This is a genomic window from Chelatococcus daeguensis (genome assembly GCF_001887265.1).
GTDB lineage: Bacteria > Pseudomonadota > Alphaproteobacteria > Rhizobiales > Beijerinckiaceae > Chelatococcus_A > Chelatococcus_A sambhunathii.
In genome coordinates, this window is the sequence record NZ_CP018095.1 from 3,271,528 (window position 1) to 3,286,106 (window position 14,579).

At 69.2% G+C, this 14,579-nt stretch carries 12 protein-coding genes and 1 pseudogene; 5 read left to right on the top strand and 8 right to left on the bottom strand.

The genetic code is table 11. The features are described 5' to 3' along the window. Positions 1–114: 114 nt before the first annotated feature. The 8 genes and pseudogenes from BOQ54_RS15530 to BOQ54_RS15565 form a co-directional block, all read right to left on the bottom strand. Positions 115–1,710: pseudogene (locus BOQ54_RS15530) on the bottom strand (GMC family oxidoreductase); the annotation flags it as partial. A gap of 26 nt (positions 1,711–1,736) precedes the next feature. Then, positions 1,737–3,941, bottom strand: coding sequence for an alpha-ketoacid dehydrogenase subunit alpha/beta (locus BOQ54_RS15535; RefSeq protein WP_071924236.1), 2,205 nt, complete (start codon positions 3,939–3,941; stop codon positions 1,737–1,739). 8 nt (positions 3,942–3,949) lie between these two features. Then, positions 3,950–4,708, bottom strand: coding sequence for an SDR family NAD(P)-dependent oxidoreductase (locus tag BOQ54_RS15540; protein WP_055460452.1), 759 nt, complete (start codon positions 4,706–4,708; stop codon positions 3,950–3,952). Then, complete coding sequence (locus BOQ54_RS15545; RefSeq protein WP_071924237.1) at positions 4,705–5,499, bottom strand: shikimate dehydrogenase family protein; 795 nt, start codon at positions 5,497–5,499, stop codon at positions 4,705–4,707. The genes BOQ54_RS15540 and BOQ54_RS15545 overlap by 4 nt, the downstream gene beginning before the upstream one ends. An 18-nt stretch (positions 5,500–5,517) precedes the next feature. Continuing rightward, entirely contained in the window at positions 5,518–6,222 is a 705-nt protein-coding gene (locus BOQ54_RS15550; RefSeq protein ID WP_055460450.1) for an ABC transporter ATP-binding protein, read from the bottom strand. After that, positions 6,206–8,041 carry a branched-chain amino acid ABC transporter ATP-binding protein/permease gene (locus tag BOQ54_RS15555; protein ID WP_245316241.1) on the bottom strand — a complete coding sequence of 612 codons (1,836 nt, stop codon included), beginning with the start codon at positions 8,039–8,041 and terminating at the stop codon, positions 6,206–6,208. The genes BOQ54_RS15550 and BOQ54_RS15555 overlap by 17 nt, the downstream gene beginning before the upstream one ends. Positions 8,042–8,045: 4 nt before the next feature. Then, positions 8,046–8,918, bottom strand: coding sequence for a branched-chain amino acid ABC transporter permease (locus BOQ54_RS15560; protein WP_055460448.1), 873 nt, complete (start codon positions 8,916–8,918; stop codon positions 8,046–8,048). A gap of 81 nt (positions 8,919–8,999) precedes the next feature. After that, positions 9,000–10,214, bottom strand: coding sequence for an ABC transporter substrate-binding protein (locus tag BOQ54_RS15565; RefSeq protein ID WP_071924239.1), 1,215 nt, complete (start codon positions 10,212–10,214; stop codon positions 9,000–9,002). 228 nt (positions 10,215–10,442) lie between these two features. Here BOQ54_RS15565 and BOQ54_RS15570 point away from each other — a divergent pair, with 228 nt between their 5' ends. The 5 genes from BOQ54_RS15570 (at position 10,443) to BOQ54_RS15590 (ending at position 14,574) form a co-directional block, all read left to right on the top strand. Continuing rightward, positions 10,443–11,447 (top strand): NAD(P)H-quinone oxidoreductase, encoded by a 1,005-nt coding sequence (locus BOQ54_RS15570; RefSeq protein WP_071924240.1) that lies wholly within the window; start codon positions 10,443–10,445, stop codon positions 11,445–11,447. Further along, positions 11,440–12,219 carry an SDR family oxidoreductase gene (locus BOQ54_RS15575; RefSeq protein WP_055460445.1) on the top strand — a complete coding sequence of 260 codons (780 nt, stop codon included), beginning with the start codon at positions 11,440–11,442 and terminating at the stop codon, positions 12,217–12,219. The genes BOQ54_RS15570 and BOQ54_RS15575 overlap by 8 nt, the downstream gene beginning before the upstream one ends. After that, complete coding sequence (locus BOQ54_RS15580; protein WP_186437997.1) at positions 12,216–12,968, top strand: SDR family NAD(P)-dependent oxidoreductase; 753 nt, start codon at positions 12,216–12,218, stop codon at positions 12,966–12,968. Before BOQ54_RS15575 ends, BOQ54_RS15580 begins: the two co-directional genes overlap by 4 nt. 47 nt (positions 12,969–13,015) lie before the next feature. After that, positions 13,016–13,732, top strand: a complete 717-nt coding sequence (locus tag BOQ54_RS15585; protein WP_055460444.1) for a FadR/GntR family transcriptional regulator — start codon at positions 13,016–13,018, stop codon at positions 13,730–13,732. 329 nt (positions 13,733–14,061) lie between these two features. Then, entirely contained in the window at positions 14,062–14,574 is a 513-nt protein-coding gene (locus BOQ54_RS15590) for a superoxide dismutase family protein (RefSeq protein ID WP_071924241.1), read from the top strand. Positions 14,575–14,579 lie beyond the last annotated feature (5 nt).

Genomic DNA, 14,579 nt, shown 5'->3' on the forward strand with positions numbered 1-14,579 from the left:
CGCCCGGGCGGTATGTCATGCTCCCCGGCCATGGCCAGCGTTTTCCTCGGTCGGCCCCGCCGGGATTCTGGACACCATCGCCGGTGTGCTGAAACCACTACCCACGTCCCAATGTTGCGCCGCATCCGCAAGGATGAGATCCGCCCCCTTCTCGGCGATCATGAAGACCGCCGCCTGGGTGTTGGCGGAGACGATCGTCGGCATGATGGAGGCGTCGACGACGCGCAGCCCCTGGAGACCGCGCACCCTGAGACGCGGATCGACGACCGCCTGCTCGTCCGTGCCCATCCGGCAGGTGCCGCAGGCGTGATAGATCGTCTGGCCGTTGCTGCGCGCGAAATCGAGCCAGTCGTCATAGTTGCGGCAGTCGGGCCCGGGGCTCATCTCGTGGGCGCGGAAGGCGTCCATGGCCGGCTGCTCGACGATGCGGCGCGCGATGCGCATGCCCTCCACCATGCAGTCGCGGTCGACCTGCGCGGCGAGGAAATTCGGCCGGATCACGGGCGGCGCGAGCGGATCCGGCGAGCGGGCGTGGATGCTGCCGCGCGATTCCGGCCGCAGCTGCGTGACGCCGATGGTCATGCCCGGCTCGCGGTCGAGCCTGCGCTCGGCCGCATTGGCATAGCTCGCGTGCATGAAGAAATACTGGATGTCGGGCCCGGCAAGCTCCGGCCGCGTCCTGACGAAGCCGTGCGCAAGGCCGGTGCCGAGCGTCAGGATGCCCTTTCGCGTCAGGAAATATTGCGCGACGGCGAGCGCGAGGCGGTAGCCGCGTGTCGCCTCGTTGAGTGTCACCTTCTGCTTCACGCGCCAGTTCATGCGCGTGCAGAAGTGGTCCATGTAGTTCGCGCCAACCCCGGCGAGCGCGTGCCGCATCGGCAGGCCGAGCCCGGTGAGCACCGTCGGATCGCCGACGCCCGAGAGCTCGAGCAGCTGCGGCGTCTGCACGGCGCCGGCGGCGAGGATGACCTCGCCGCGCGCCTTGACGCTGACGTCACGGCCACCGCTGCGATAGGTGACGCCGGTGGCGCGGCGGCCGTCGAAATCCACGCTGAGCACGTGCGCATGGGTGCGGACGGCAAGGTTCGGCCGGCCGCGGGCCGGGCGTAAATAGGCATCGGCCGCGCTGACCCGGCGGCCATTCCGCTGGCTCACCTGGTAATAGCCGAAGCCCTCCTGGTCACGGCCGTTATAGTCGCGGTTGCGCGGAAAGCCGGCTTCCCCCGCCGCCGCGATGAAGGCCTCGGCCAGCGCTGGACGCTCGGTCACTGTCGTGACGGCGAGCGGGCCATCCCGGCCGCGAGTCTCGTCCGCTGCACCGTCGAAAGCCTCCAGCTTGCGGAAATAGGGCAGGACATCGTCGAAGGCCCAGCCGGTGCAGCCCATCTGCGCCCAGGTGTCGTAGTCCTGCGGCTGGCCGCGCACGTAGATCATGCCGTTGATGAGCGTGGAGCCGCCGAGCCCCTTGCCGCGCGGGATGGCGATGGAGCGGCCCTTGACGCTGTCCTCCGGCTCGGTGGCGAAGCGCCAGTTGTAGACGTCATTGACGAGAAGCTTGCTGAAGCCGGCGGGGATCGGGATCCAGAAGCCGCTGTCACGCCCGCCCGCCTCGAGGAGCAGTACGCTATGCCGCCCTCCGGCACTCAGCCGCTCGGCGAGGACGCAGCCGGCATTGCCGCCGCCGACGATGACGAAATCGAAGCTCTCCATGCTGTCTGCGGCTGTCCTGCCCGCCATCACACCAGCGCCCCCAGCGCCGCCGCATCGAGCGGCCTTCCCTTCTCGGCCATCGTCAGCGCAAGGCCTGCGGCAATCTCGGCCGGCCCGGCGAAGGCGGCACGCTCCAGCACCCTGGAGATGGTGGGCGAGGCCTCGCGCCCGTGCACCCGCTGCACCGGCTGGTCCAGCCAGTCGAGATAGCGGCGCTGAATCTCGTCAGCGAGCATGCCGCCGTAGGACGTGCCGCGCGCACCCTGCTCGACGATGAGAACGTTGTGCGTGCGGCGGATGCTGGCACCGATCGTCTCCCAGTCGAGGCTCAAGCGGTCGAGCGTGCGCAGGTCGATGACCTCCGCGTCGACGCCGAGCGCGTCCACCGTCTCCAGCGTGCGATGCACCATGGCAGAGTAGGTGAGCACCGTCATCTCGGTGCCGGGCCGTACGATGCGTGCCCTGCCGAGCGGGACGAGATAGTCGAGATCGTCCGCCGGCACCGCACCCGTCATCTGGTAGAGATCGACGTGCTCGATGACGAGGACGGGATCGCGGCAGAGAAGCGCCGCGTTCATCAGCCCCACGTAGTCGAAGGGCGTCGCCGGTGCGACGATGCGCCAGCCGGGCGCGGTGGCGAAGACGCCGGCGGGATCGAGCGAATGCTGGGAGCCGTAGCCGGTGCCCATGGCGATCTTGGTGCGCAGGACGAGCGGCACGTCGGTGTCGTCCCCGAACATGTGGCGCGCCTTGCCGATCTGGTTGAACACTTGGTCGGCCGCGACCCACATGAAGTCGGGATACATGAGCTCGACGATCGGCCGGTAGCGCCCGTCGATGGCGAGCCCGCCGGCAAGGCCGGTGAAGGCGCCCTCGCTGATCGGCGTGCCAAGCACGCGGCCGGGGTGGGCATCGGCGAGACCACGCGTCGCCCCGTTGGTGCCGCCCTTGAGGCGATGCACGTCCTCGCCCATGAGAACGAGCGAGGGTTCAGTGGCGAAGCGGCGGTTGAGCAGGTCCGCAATGGCATCGACGAAGCGGCGCTCGGCCATGGGCAGGCCCCGTGCCTCCTCCTCGGTGCGGCGCCCGGGCGGGTGGGCCGGCAAGGGCGCACGGATGCCGACGTCGACGAAGGCCTTGTCCGGCCACAGGCCGGGGCGGATGCGCCGGCGATTGCCCTCCGGCTCGACGAGACGCCCGGCGATGTCGCGCATCAGCGCCTCGCAACGGTCCCTGAGATCGGCGACGGCCGCTTCGTCGATGAGCTTGCGGCGGATCATCTCGTCGGCGGTGCGCTTGAGCGGATCGCGCGCGCGCCACGCCGCCTCCTCCTCCTTCGGCCGATAGCCGAAGGCCGAGCCCGGGAAGGGTCCATTCTGGTGGAAATAGCGGTAGACCTCGACCTCGATGAGCGCTGGGCCGCGTCCCGCGCGCAGCAGCGCCGCTGCCTCCTCGGTGGCGAGGTGGACCGCGAGCGGGTCCATGCCGTCGACGCGCCAGGCGGGAATGCCGAAGCCCGGCGCGCGGCCGGAGAGGCGCGCCTCGCGCGTCACCTCGTCGACACGGGTGGCGACGGCATAGAAATTGTTCTCGACGAAGAAGAGGAGCGGCAGCGACCAGGCGGCGGCGAGGTTCATGGTCTCCAGCGTCGCGCCGATGTTCATGGCTCCGTCGCCGAAGCAGGTGACGGCGATGTCGCCGGTCCCGGCGAGCTTGTGGGCCATGGCGGCACCGGCCGCGAGCGGCACCCCGCCGCCGACGATGGCATTGGTGCCAAGGGCCCCGGCCTCGGCCCAGCGCAAGTGCATCGAGCCCCCGCGCCCGTGGCCGAAGCCGGGCTCGAGCCCAAGGATTTCCGCCAGCGTGCGGTAGAGAACCCGGTCGACCGTCTCCGGGAGGGCGCCCGTCGGATCGAGCCCCGGCGCCGCATAAGCGAGCGCCTTGGCGAGGAACTGGTGATGCCCGCGATGCGAGCCATTGATCTGATCGCTCGGCCGCAGGCCGACGATGGAGCCGACTGCCCCGCCCTCTTGGCCGATGGAGGAGTGCGCCGGCCCGTGCACCAGCCCTTCGCCCGCGAGCACCAGCACCTCCTCCTCGAAGGCGCGAATGAGATGCATCTGCGCCAGCATCGTCCCGAGGAGAGCCGGATCGGCCGCATCCCAGTCCTCCGGACCGGTGGCGAGCCTCGTCCAGGGCGCTGCTGCGGACAATGTCGTGCGGGTGACCATGGCAGCCCCTAAATGTACCCGTAGGCGGTCCAGCCGCCGTCGGCGCCTGCGACCTGGCCGGTGATGGCGGAGGCTTCGTCCGATGCCAGGAAGGCGGCGAGTTGGGCGATCTCGTCCGGGCGGATGAGGCGGCCGATGGGCGTACGCACCTCCATGGCCGCGGGGTCGAGCCGGCCGCGCGCGATCAACTCCTCCAGGAAGGGCGTGCGCACGTAGCCCGGGGCGATGGCGTTGACGCGCACGCCGTGGCGCGCCCACTCGATGGCGAGCGCCTTGGCCATCATGGCAACGCCCGCCTTCGACACGCAGTAGCCAAGGCGCTCGGGCGCCGCGACCACGCCATACATCGAGGAGACGAGAAGGATGACGCCGCGCCCGCGCGGCACCATGCGCCGGCCCGCCTCGTGCGCCGTGACGAAGACGCCGTCGAGATTGACGCTCATCACCCGCCGCCAGCCGGCGAGGTCGAGCTCCAACGTCGGGCCGTTCTGCGACACGCCCGCATTGGCGATGACGATGTCGAGCGGTCCGAACGCCTGCTCGACCGCATCATAGGCCCGCGCCACGGCGTCCGGATCCTCGACGCTGGCCGTGTGGAGCGTGACGCCCGCGGGCAGGGCCCCGGCCACCTCCGCATCGCGGTCGAGCACCGCCACGCGCGCGCCGCGCGCCGCAAGGAGCCGCACCATGGCGAGCCCGATGCCGGAGCCGCCGCCGGTGACGAGCGCGACGCGGCCGGCAAGATCCTGCGAGCGATCCGTGCTCATGCGCGCATCCCCAGGAAATCGGCCATCAGGTCGAGCTGGCATTCGAGCATCGGCTTGCCGGGATGGACGTGGCAGCCGCGCGCCCGGGCCGCGGCCATGAGCGCCGTCTCCGCCGGCTGCATGATGACCTCCGCCACCGTCTGGCCGCTCGTCAGCCCCGCGATATCGACCGGCAGCGGATCCCCCTCGCTGAGCCCCAGCGAGGTCGCGTTCACGACGAGGGCGTAGCCGCCGACGCCGCCCGGCTCCGTCGTGACGGGCAGCGCGGGGAAGGCCTTGCTGAGGCGTGCGGCCAGATCATCGGACTTCGCCTTGGTGCGATTGGCGATGGCGAGGCGCTTCACGCCCGCCTCGGCAAGCGCGAAGGCGATGGCATTCGCCGCGCCGCCGGCGCCGGCGAGGAGGACGCCCATCCCCTCGGGATCAATGCCCTCGCGCTTGAGGCCGGCCACGAAGCCCTTGCCGTCGAGCATGTCGGCGACGAACCGGCCGTCCGCTTCGCGCCGCACGCAATTGGCCGCCCCGACGCGCCGGACGGTCTCGGAGGCTTCGTCGCACAGCGCGGCGATCGCCGTCTTGTGCGGCACGGTCACGACGAAGCCGCCGAAGTTGCGCACGTGCCGCATGGCGCCGACCACTGCGGCGAGCTCGCCGGCGCCGACATGCATCGGCACCATGACGCCGTCGACGCCGCGCGCCACCATCATGGGGTTGAGCGCCTGCGGCGTCTTCACGTGGTGGATCGGGTCGGCAAGGATGCCCCAGACCCGGGTGGTTCCGGTGATGTTCATCTTGAGTTCCCGCGGCTGTCAGATGCCGAGATAGGCGGTCTTGATGTGCGGATCGGCGAGCAACCCGGCGCCCGTGTTCTCGATGGCGATGCGGCCGTTCTCGATGACATAGGCGCGATGGGCGATCTTGAGCGCGTGGAACGCCTTCTGCTCGACGAGGAGCACGGTGGTGCCCATCTCGCAGATGCGATCGACGATGCCGAACATCTGCTGCACGATGATTGGCGCGAGGCCGAGGGACGGCTCGTCCAGCATCAGCAACTTGGGATTGGCCATCAGCCCGCGGGCGATGGCGACCATCTGCTGCTCCCCGCCCGACAAGGAGCCGGCGAGCTGGTCGAGCCGCTCGCCGATGCGGGGGAAGAGGTCGAGCACCTCGGCGAAGCGCCTGTCCGCTCCGGCCCGCGCGGCGGGATGGTAGGCGCCCATGAGCACGTTGTCGCGCACGCTCATCACCGGGAACAGCTGGCGCGCCTCCGGCACCTGGATGAGACCGCGGCCCACGATGTCGGCCGGCGCCATGCCGGCGATGTCGGTGCCGTCGAACGTGATGCGGCCGGCGCTCGGCTTCACGAGCCCCGAGATGGCACGCAGCAGCGTCGTCTTGCCCGCGCCGTTGGCACCGATGATGGTGACCACCTCGCCGCGCCCGACTTCGATGGACACGTCCTGAAGGATGACGGTGCGCCCGTAGCCGGCGGTGACATTAGAGACCTTGAGCATCGACGAAGTCCTCTCCGAGATAGGCCTCGATGACGCGGCGGTTGCGCACCACCTCCCGGGGATCGCCCTCCGCGATGACCTTGCCGGAATCGATGACGACGATGCGGTCCGACAGGCTCATGATGGCTTGCATGTTGTGCTCGATGGCGATGACCGTGACGCCCGTGTCCCGGATGGTGCGGATGAGCTCCACCATCTTCTGGGTGTCGGTCTGGTTCTGGCCCGCCATGACCTCGTCGAGCAGCAGGATCGACGGCTCGGTGGCGAGGGTGCGGGCAACCTCGAGGCGCTTCAGATCGCCGATGGGCAGGTTGCGCGCCTCGACGTCCTTCACGTGGAGGAGGCCGACGAGCCGCGCGATGCGCAGGGCCGCGGCGCGTGCGTCGTCCACCGACGTGTGGCGCATGAAGGCGCCGATCATGATGTTCTCGATCACCGTCAGCTTGCCGAAGGGCTGCACGATCTGGAACGTGCGGCCGACGCCGAGGCGGGCATATTCGTCCGCCCGCGCCGGCGTCACCGGCCGGCCCTCGCCATCATAGATGACCACCGTACCGGACGTTGGCTTCAGGAAGCCGGAGATCTGGTTGAACAAAGTCGTCTTGCCGGCGCCGTTCGGCCCGATGACGCCGAGGATCTCGCCGCGCCTGAGCGTGATCGACACATGGTCGGTCGCCGTGAGGCCGCCGAACTTCATGACGAGGTCGCGCGTCTCCAGCACCGGCTCGCCGGGCGTACCTTCGATGTGGCGCAGGGCCGGCGCCTCCCTGTCGGGCGCCACGCGCCGGCCCGGCAGCCTGTCGATGAGGGCCGTGACACGCGGCCCGAAGGTGCCGGCGAGGCCCCCCGGCAGCGTCAGGGTGATGAGCACGAGCACGACACCGTAGACGAAGCCGTGCAGGCCGTTGGCGGAAGCGCCGAGCCAGCCGCGCGCGAGCTCGGCGATCGGCACGACGAGAACGGTGCCGAGGAGCGGCCCCGCCACCGTGCCGAGCCCGCCGATGAGCGCGAACATGGCGATCGACACGGAGTTCGCCAGCGAGAACATCGTCTCCGGCTCGAGAAAGGTGAGATACATGGCGTGGAAGGAGCCGAAGAGGCTCGTCAGCCCCGCCGAGATCATCACGGCCTTGAGCTTGACGTCCGTATTGGAGATGCCGGCCGCCGAGGCGGCGTCCTCGCGCTCGCGCACGGCGGTGAGACAGTAGCCGAGGCGCAAGGTGCGGATGGCGTAGGAGACGGCGAGCGTTGCCAATAGCAGGCCGAAGGCGATGTAGAGATAGTTGATCTTGTCCTGGAAGATCATCCACGCCCAGCCGAGCTTGAGCGGCACGATGAGCCCGGCCGAGCCGCCGGTGAAGCCGTGGAAATGGATCGCGAGCAGGCGCACCACTTCAAGGAAGGCGATGGTCGCGAGCGCGAAGAACGGGCCGCGCAGGCGAAAGCACGGATAGCCGATGAAAACCGAGACCGCGACGGAGACGGCGGCGCCGACCCACATGCCGAGCCACGGCGTCAGCCCGAAGTGCTGGATGAGCAGCGCCGTCGTATAGGCGCCGATGCCGTAGAACACCATGTGGCCGAGCGACAACTGCCCCGCATACCCGCCGACGATGTTCCAGGCCGTCGACAGGCCGGCGAAGACGCAGATCGTGACGAAGACGTGCACGATGAAGGGCGAATCGACGACGATCGGAATGACGAGGATGAGCGACAGGGCCGCGAGCGACGTGTAGACGCGCGGGTTGCCGAGCCAGGCCATGAGCGCGGCGAGACGGCCGGCAGGGGGAGCTTCGCTCAACGAGACTCTTACGGTCATGGGCTCACTCCGTGCCGCGGCCGAAGCCGAACAGGCCGGTCGGCTTGAAGATGAGGATGAGGATGAAGATCGCGAAATAGACGACCTCCTTGAGGTCGGGCGCGATGTAGTAGCCGGACAGGCTGTCGACGATGCCGATGATCATGGCGCCGAGAAAGGCGCCGTACATGCTGCGCATGCCGCCGAGCACAACGACGACGAAGGCGGTCAGCACGAAATAGGTGCCGATGGTCGGCGTCACCGGGAACAGCGGCGAGATGAGCGCGCTCGCAAGGCCGACGCAGGCGGCCCCGAGGCCGAAGGCGATGACGTAGATGCGGTCGACGCGGACGCCCATGAGCTGGGCCGCGTTGCGGTTCTGAGCCGTGGCGCGGATGGCGCGGCCGAGCGGCGTCCTCTGCATGAAGAGGTGCAGACCGGCGACGAGCACGAGCGCGCTCGCGAGCATCACGACCTGGGCATGGAGCACGGTGTAGCCGCCGATCGACAGCGGCTGGCGCACGCCGGGCGCCTGCACCGAATAGAGATCGGCGCCGAAGACGAGGAGCGCGAGATTGATGAGCGCGGTGGAGAGGCCGACCGTGGCGAAGATCTGGATGTGCTCGTCGGCCCCGAGAAGCGGCTGGATGATGAAGCGCTGCACCAGCGCCCCCACGGCAAACAGCATGAGCACCATCGGCACCGCCGAGACGTAGGGGTGCAGGCCAAGATGCAGCGACAGAAGATAGACCGCATACATCCCGACCATCAGGAATTCGCCATGGGCGAAGTTGACGACCCTGACGATGCCGAAGATCAGCGTCAGCCCGACGCTGATGATGGCGTACATGCTGCCGAGCATGATGCCGTTGAGGATGAGCTGGACAAGCACGTCCATCGCGAGGCCTCCCGACCGCGAAAAATTGTTCTTCGTTGCTGACCGGGGCGCGGCAGGCACGCCCCGGTTCGGGCGGGCACGCTACTCGGCGCCGATGCCGGTCTTTATCTCGGCGACCGCGGCATCGGCCGGGAAGACCGTGACGAGTTCGCCGCCCTGCCACTGCATCAGGAAGGGTGTGGCGCGCTCGTTCTGGCCAGCCTCGTTGAACTTGGCGCCCCAGCCGGTCGCCGTCGTGCCCTCGGTGACATCGACCGCCATCACCGCCTCGCGGATGGCCGGGGCCGTCAGATCCTTGGCGGCGGCCATGGCGTCGAGCAGCACCTTGGCGCCCATGTAGTTGGCGAGGCTGTGGCCGGAGCGCGGCGCCGTGCCGTATTTTGCCTCGTACTTCTTCACGAATTCCTCGATGCCGGGAGCGGCCTTGGGATTGGTACGATATTGGGTGAAGTCGACATTGAGCGCGCCCTCCATATTCTCGGGGCCCACCGCCTGCATGGTGTCACGGAGGGAATAGCCGCCGCCCGCACCCATCACGGCCTTGGGCTTGAAGCCCTGCTCCTTCATCTGGCGGAAGAAGAGCACCGTGTCGTTCTGGTAGGAGGTCTGCAGCACGACGTCGGCCCCGGCCGACTTGAGGCGCAGGATGACCGGCGTCAGGTCGACCGACTTCGCCGAATAGGGCAGCGTCTCGACGAGGTTGAGCCCCACCTCCTTGGCGCGCGCCTGCTGGTAGCCGGCGACCGTCTGGCCATAGAGCGAATCCTCGTGGATGATCGCCACCTTGAGGCTCTTGGCGTCGGTGCCGAGCGCCGGCGCCACCGCCTCGGCCACCGCATCGACCATGCGGTTGGCGAAGATGCGCGCCGTCGGATTGGTGCGGTAGACGTTCTTGAAGCCGCGCTCGGTGATCGGATCGGAAATGGCGCCGAGCTCGAAGTAAGGCACGCCGGCAAGTTTGGCGACCTGGGTCGCGGCAAGCGACAACGACGAGGAATAGGTGCCGAAGATCACCGACACCTTGTCGACGGAGGTGAGGCGCCGCGCCTCGCCCACCGCCTGGTTGGGATCGACGGCGTCGCCCCGCACCATCTCGATCTTGCGGCCGTTGAGGCCGCCGGCGGCGTTGCGCTCCTCGATGGCGAGCTCCAGGCCGCGGAAGCTCTCGTCGCCGAGCAGGGCAAGGCCGCCGGAGAAAGGATAGAGCGCGCCGATCCTGACGGCATCCTGAGCGAAAGACGGCGCTGCGGACAGCGCCAGGCCGGCGGCCAGCGCCGCCTTGATAAGAACCTTCATCGTTTCCTCCTTCTACCCCGCGGCGGCGCCGCGCGGGCAGCCCCATGGCAGGCGGCCTCTTGGCAGTCCCTGGGCCGGCGGCCGGTCTTATTGTTCCCGGTCCGGCGCGGATAATGGAGATAACCAAGTTGCCTGACAAGTAGCAAATTGCTACGAACGACGACGATGATTAGATGCGACGGTGGCCCGCTCCCGGGCCGGCCAAGTTGCACAGCCGGAGGAAAGTCCATGACCGTTCCCGCTTCCATGCGGCAGGCCCGTTTCGACGGCGCCGGCGGCCCCGAGGTGATCCGCGTCGAAACCGCGCCCGTCCCGACACCCGGCCCCGGACAGGTGCTCATCGAAGTGGCGGCGGCCGGCGTCAACCGGCCGGACTGCCTGCAGCGGGCCGGCAACTACCCCCCACCTCCCGGCGCGAGCAACATCCCGGGGCTCGAGGTCGCCGGCACCGTCGTTGCCGTCGGCGAAGGCGTGACGAGCCCGCAGCTTGGAGAGAAGGTCTGCGCCCTCGTCATCAGCGGCGGCTATGCGGAATATTGCGTGGCCGACGCGCCGCTGTGCCTGCCCGTGCCCGCGCCGCTCTCCCTGACCGAGGCGGCCGGCCTGCCGGAGACCTATTTCACGGTCTACGATAATCTCTTCACCCGCGGGCGGCTCCGGGAGGGCGAGACCCTGCTCGTCCACGGCGGCTCGAGCGGCATCGGCTCCACCGCGATCCAGCTCGCCAAGGCCTTCGGCGCCGCTGTCTACGCCACCGCCGGATCGCAGGAGAAATGCGACTTCTGCCTCGGTCTCGGCGCCGATGCCGCCATCAACTACCGCGAAAAGGATTTCGTCGCCGAGGTCAAGGCGCTCACCGGCGGGCGCGGCGTCGACGTCGTGCTCGACATGGTCGGTGGCCCCTATATCGCGCGCAACCTCAGCGTCCTCGCCGTCGAGGGCCGTCTGGTGCAGATCGCGTTCCTGCAGACGAGCAAGGTCGAGATCGACCTGATGCCGCTGATGCTGAAACGCCAAACCATCACCGGATCGACGCTGCGCGCCCGCTCCGTCGCGCTCAAGAAGGCGATCGCCGACGAATTGCGCGCGAAGGTGTGGCCGCTCCTCGACGCGGGCAAGGTGCGCCCCATCGTGCACGCCACCTTTCCCCTCGCGGAGACGCGCGCCGCGCACGAGCTGATGGAATCGAGCGCCCATCAGGGCAAGATCATGCTGGAGATGCGCCGTGACTGACGCGGGCTCCCATGCCGGTCGAGTGGCGCTGGTGACGGGCGCCGGGCGGGGCATCGGCCGCGCCATTGCCGATGCCCATGCGGCCGCAGGCGCCGGCGTCATCTATCTCGACCACGACAGGGCGCTCGCAGAAGAAGCGGCCAGGGTCGCGATGGCCCGGGGCTGGCGCGCCGTCGCCGTGGCGGCAGACGTCGCGGACGAGGCGTCGGTCGCGGCGGCCGTCAGGCACGGCACCGAGACGCTCGGTCCCGTCACGCTGCTCGTCAACAACGCCGGCATCTCGCCAAAATCGGGCAGCGCCGGCGGCAAGGCCTTCGTCTGGGAGATGCAGGCGGCGGAGTGGCGCCGCGTGCTCGACGTGAACCTGACGGGCGCCTTCCTGGTGACGCGCGCGGTCGTGCCGCAGATGCGCGAAGCCGGATACGGGCGCATCGTCAGCATCTCCTCCGTCGCCGGCCGCACCTATTGCGACATCGTCGGCGTGCATTATGCGGCGACCAAGGCGGCGCTCATCGGCTTCACCAAGCATCTGGCCGGCGAACTCGGCCCCTCCGGCATCACGGTCAATGCCGTCGCCCCCGGCCGCATCGACACGCCCCTCATGCGCGGCACGGCCGCGGAGGCCAACGAAGCCGTGCGGCTGGCAACGCCGCTGCAAAGGCTCGGCACGCCCGACGAGGTCGCCGGGATGTGCCTCTTCCTGACCTCCGACAAGGCCGCCTTCGTGACCGGCCAGGTCTGCGACGTCGCCGGCGGTTGGCTGATGACATGAGCGCGCCGATCATCGACTTCACCGGACGGACCCTGCTGCTGACCGGCGCCAATGGCGCCATCGGCCGCGCCATCGCCCGTCTCTTCCATGCCCTCGGCGCCAACTGCGCCCTGACTGACCTCGACGTCGAAGGCCTCGCTGCCTTCGCAGGCGAGCTCGACCCCTCTGGTGCCCGCATCCTCGTGCTGCGCCAGGACGCAGCGTCGCAGGCGGATGCCGAGGCGGCGGCGCAGCGCACGGCCGAACGCTTCGGCCGCATCGACCATGTCGTCACCTCCGCCGGCCTCTACCGGGAGCGGCTTGTGAAGGACATGGACGAGGAGCACTGGCGCCGCTCGCTCGCCGTCAATCTCGACGGCGTTTTCTACACCTGCCGGGCCGCCGTGCCGCATCTCGCCGAGGGCGGCGCCGTCGTCAATATCGCCTCCATGGCCGGTCACCGCGGCAGCCTCGCGCATGCAGACTATGCCGCCGCCAAGGGCGGCGTGCTCACCTTCTCCCGCTCGCTCGCGCGGGAGCTTGCGCCGCGCGTCAGGGTCAACGCCGTCTCGCCAGGGCTCATCGAAGGGCCGATGGTGCAGCATCTCATGGAGGTGCGGGGGCCGGCGCTCCTTGCTGAGACGCCCCTCAAGCGCCTCGGCACGCCGGACGAGGTCGCCCGCGTCGTCGCCTTCCTCTCATCCGACTGGGCCTCCTTCGTCACCGGCGAGACTGTGCATGTCAACGGTGGGCTGTACATTGCGAGCTGAAGGCGCCACAGGGGCGGAGAAGGCCAGTCGATGCCTGGAATGATGCGATGACCCAGTCCCACGATTTCCTCGACCGAGCCCCCTCGCTCGCCGACACGCTGGCGCACAGGCTGCGCCAGGAGATCGCCGCCGGGCGCATGCGGCCGGGCGAACGCCTGCCGACCGAGCAGCAGATCTCCGAACGCTACGGCGTCAGCAGGCCGACGGTCCGCGAGGCCATCGGCCGGCTGAAGCACGACGGCCTCGTCGTCACGCGCCAGGGCGCCGGCGCCTTCATCGCCGAGCCGGGCGCACTTGCTGTTTTCCGCCTCGACGTCGAGGATTTCACCAACCGCGACGAGATCCGCAACATCGTCGAATTGCTCATGGCGGTCGAGGCGACAGCGACGGAGCTGGCCGCCCAGCGCCGCGGCGAGGAGGACCTCGCCGCCATCCAGGCGCAGCTCGACGCCATGCAGGCCGCGATCGACCGCGGCGAGCCGGGTGTCGACGAGGACATGGCCTTCCATCGCGCCATCGTCGATGCGACCGGCAATCCCTTCTTCCGCGACCTGTCCGACTTCCTCGACAGGCGCGTGCGCCATTTCATCCGCACCGCCCGCGCCAACACGGCGCGCATGGGCGGCCTGACCCAGGCAGTCCAGGCCGAGCACCAGGCGATCTTCGACATGATCGCCAAGGCCGACCCGGTCGGCGCGCGGCGCGCGGCGGAAACCCACCTGCGCAATGCCGCCGAGCGCCTGTCGCTCTATTTTGCGAAATAGCGGCACGGATCGGCGTCCCGCGCCCGGGCCGCACCCTGGCGGAACCATTCGGCCTTGGTGACGTTACCCATGGGCGTAACGGAGGCTGCGAGTGTCCGGCGGGCGCGTCCCTGAGCGATACCTCCTGATATCCCCCGTCTGGCGACGGCAGATCGGGCCCGCCGGACGTAGCGGCTGCGCGTCACCATTGGCCCTCGGCGCTTCGAGCCGCGGTTCGCGGACGCCCGCGGCCGCACCGCCAGCCCCACTGCCAGACACCCGCGTCAAGGGACGCCCGCGCCATGCCTGGCGTCGCGGCTGCCGGCAACCTGTGGAGGAGGGAGATTGCCATGAGAATGATCGGAGCTATCGCCACAACGCTGGCCTTCACGGCTGGCGGGGCCCTCGCTCAGGAAGCGGCGACCGCGACGGCGAATTTCGTCGATGCCAAGGGCGAGGCGAACGGCAACGCCCGCTTGACCGCCGTTCCCAGCGGCGGCGTCCTGATCGCCATCGAGATCACGGGCCTGCCCGCCGGCCAGCGGGTCGCCTTCCACGTGCACGAGACGGGCAGTTGCGACCATATGACGGGGCACAATTCGGCCGGCGGCCATTTCAACCCGACCTCTAAGGAACACGGCTACAAGGTGGCGGGCGGACCACATGCCGGCGACATGCCGAACCAGTACGTCGGCAGCGACGGAACGCTGCGGGCCGATGTCTTCAATCCCGCCGTCACTCTGGACAAGGGCGAGGCCCGCATCGTCGGGCGCGCGCTCATGATCCACGCCGAGCCCGACGACTACGAGAGCCAGCCCTCCGGCAATGCCGGCAACAGGATCGCCTGCGCCGTCATCGAATAGCCGCC

Bases quoted from the DNA above. Each gene is read 5' to 3' on its own strand.
- BOQ54_RS15535 (WP_071924236.1), bottom strand. From the start codon at position 3,941: ATGGTCACCCGCACGACATTGTCCGCAGCAGCGCCCTGGACGAGGCTC.
- BOQ54_RS15540 (WP_055460452.1), bottom strand. From the start codon at position 4,708: ATGAGCACGGATCGCTCGCAGGATCTTGCCGGCCGCGTCGCGCTCGTC.
- BOQ54_RS15545 (WP_071924237.1), bottom strand. From the start codon at position 5,499: ATGAACATCACCGGAACCACCCGGGTCTGGGGCATCCTTGCCGACCCG.
- BOQ54_RS15550 (WP_055460450.1), bottom strand. From the start codon at position 6,222: ATGCTCAAGGTCTCTAATGTCACCGCCGGCTACGGGCGCACCGTCATC.
- BOQ54_RS15555 (WP_245316241.1), bottom strand. From the start codon at position 8,041: ATGACCGTAAGAGTCTCGTTGAGCGAAGCTCCCCCTGCCGGCCGTCTC.
- BOQ54_RS15560 (WP_055460448.1), bottom strand. From the start codon at position 8,918: ATGGACGTGCTTGTCCAGCTCATCCTCAACGGCATCATGCTCGGCAGC.
- BOQ54_RS15565 (WP_071924239.1), bottom strand. From the start codon at position 10,214: ATGAAGGTTCTTATCAAGGCGGCGCTGGCCGCCGGCCTGGCGCTGTCC.
- BOQ54_RS15570 (WP_071924240.1), top strand. From the start codon at position 10,443: ATGACCGTTCCCGCTTCCATGCGGCAGGCCCGTTTCGACGGCGCCGGC.
- BOQ54_RS15580 (WP_186437997.1), top strand. From the start codon at position 12,216: ATGAGCGCGCCGATCATCGACTTCACCGGACGGACCCTGCTGCTGACC.
- BOQ54_RS15585 (WP_055460444.1), top strand. From the start codon at position 13,016: ATGACCCAGTCCCACGATTTCCTCGACCGAGCCCCCTCGCTCGCCGAC.
- BOQ54_RS15590 (WP_071924241.1), top strand. From the start codon at position 14,062: ATGAGAATGATCGGAGCTATCGCCACAACGCTGGCCTTCACGGCTGGC.